Genomic DNA, 2037 nt, shown 5'->3' on the forward strand with positions numbered 1-2037 from the left:
GGGTGGTGGGTCCGCCTTGGGTGATGCGTTCGCGGAGGTGGATGAGGACGTCGGGGATGTTGATGGCGACGGGGCAGACGTCGTAGCAGGCGCCGCAGAGGGTGGAGGCGAAGGGGAGGGAGGCGTCCAATTCTGTTGTGGTGCCGCGGAGTTGGGGGGTGAGGATGGCGCCGATGGGGCCGGGGTAGGCGGAGCCGTAGGCGTGGCCGCCGGCGCGTTCGTAGACGGGGCAGACGTTGAGGCAGGCGGAGCAGCGGATGCAGCGTAGGGCTTGGCGTCCGGTGGGGTCGGCGAGGGTGTCGGTGCGGCCGTTGTCGAGGAGGACGAGGTGGAAGTGTTTCGGGCCGTCGTCTTTGGTGGTGCCGGTCCACATGGTGGTGTAGGGGTTCATGCGTTCGGCGGTGGAGGAGCGCGGCAGGGTTTGCAGGAACACTTCGAGGTCGCGCCAGGTGGGGATGACTTTTTCGATGCCGACCACCGAAATCAGTGTGTCGGGGAGGGTGAGGCACATGCGGCCGTTGCCTTCGGATTCCAGGACGACCATGGTGCCGGTTTCGGCGATCATGAAGTTGGCGCCGGAGATGGCGACTTTGGCGCGGAGGAATTTTTCGCGGAGGTGGAGGCGGGCGGCTTCGGCGAGGTCGGTGGGTTGGTCGGTGAGGTCGTTGGGGGCGGGGCGGCCCCAGTCGCTCATGTGGTGGGTGAAGATGTCGCGGATCTGGTCGCGGTTTTTGTGGATGGCGGGGACGAGGATGTGGGAGGGCTGGTCGTTGCCGAGTTGGACGATGAGTTCGGCGAGGTCGGTTTCGTAGGCGTGGATGCCGGCGTTTTCCAGGGCGGTGTTGAGGCCGATTTCCTGGGTGGCCATGGATTTGACCTTGACGACTTCGGTGTGGCCGGTGGCGTGGACGAGGTCGGTGACGATGCGGTTGGCTTCGTCGGCGTCTTGTGCCCAGTGGACGGTTCCGCCGGCTGCGGTTACTGCTTCTTCGAGTTGGAGGAGGTAGGTGTCGAGGTGGGCGAGGGTGTGGTCCTTGATCTGTTTTCCGGCTTCGCGCAGGTCTGGCCAGTCGTCGAGTTCGGCGATGGCGGTGGCGCGTTTGGCGCGGATGGTGTGGGTGGCGTGGCGGAGGTTCGCGCGTAGCCGGGTGTCGGCGACGGCGGTCTTCGCGGCTTTCGGGAACGACGGCATTCCCACGAACGTCCCCTGGCTCATCGGATGACTCCCTGCGTGCGGGCCGGTTGCTGCGGGGTTGGTTGCTGCGGCATCTGGTAGGGCTCGTCCTTGGTCGAGGCGAGGATCTCGGCGATGTGGACGGGGTGGAGGGTGGAGTTCTGGCGGGTGGCGAGGCCGCCCAGGTGCATCAGGCAGGAGTTGTCGGCGGCGCAGAGTACGGCGGAGTTGGTGGATTCGGCGTTGCGGAGTTTGTCGGTGCCCATCGCGGTGGACACGTCCGGGTTCTTCATTGCGAAGGTGCCGCCGAAGCCGCAGCATTCGTCGGCGCCGGGCAATTCCGCCAGTTCCAGGCCCTGTACCTGCTTGAGCAGGCGGGTGGGCCGGTCGGCGAGGCCGAGGGTGCGCAGGCCGTGGCAGGTGGGGTGGTAGGTGACGGTGTGGGGGAAGTACGCGCCGACGTCGGTGACCTTCAGTACGTCGATGAGGAACTGCGTCAACTCATAGGTCGGGGGGGCCTGGTCGAGTGCCCTCTGGGTGATCACCGGTGGGTGTCCGCGGTCGTCGGCTTCGTGTTCGGCCAGGCGGGCGATCCGCGGGTAGTGGTGGGCGACCATCGCCGCGCACGACCCGGACGGGGTCACGATCGCGTCGTAGCCGGCGAAGACCCGTGTGTAACGCGCGGCCAGGGGTTCGGCCTGCCACCGGTAGCCGGTGTTGTAGTGGGCCTGGCCGCAGCAGGTCTGCTCGGAGGGGAAGTCCACGTCCACGCCCAGGCGTTCCAGCAGCCGCACGACCGCCTGCCCGGTCCGCGCGAACGCCACATCATTCACACACGTCAGAAACAGGGCTACCCGCATCGC

The 2037-nt window shown here is 67.0% G+C and carries 2 protein-coding genes; both read right to left on the bottom strand.

Features of this window, described 5'->3' with window-relative positions:
* On the bottom strand, positions 1 to 1216 hold a 1216-nt coding region (locus ACH4TG_RS40895; protein ID WP_398248397.1), incomplete at its 3' end, for a lactate utilization protein B.
* On the bottom strand, positions 1213 to 2034 hold the full coding sequence (locus tag ACH4TG_RS40900) for a (Fe-S)-binding protein (RefSeq protein WP_398248399.1): 822 nt from the start codon (positions 2032 to 2034) through the stop codon (positions 1213 to 1215). The genes ACH4TG_RS40900 and ACH4TG_RS40895, both read right to left, overlap by 4 nt.
* Positions 2035 to 2037: the final 3 nt, after the last annotated feature.

Source organism: Streptomyces sp. NPDC020917 (assembly GCF_044333795.1).
Taxonomy (GTDB): Bacteria; Actinomycetota; Actinomycetes; order Streptomycetales; family Streptomycetaceae; genus Actinacidiphila.

Excerpts from the sequence above, each read along its gene's own strand:
- ACH4TG_RS40900 (WP_398248399.1), bottom strand. The coding sequence starts at position 2,034 with ATGCGGGTAGCCCTGTTTCTGACGTGTGTGAATGATGTGGCGTTCGCG.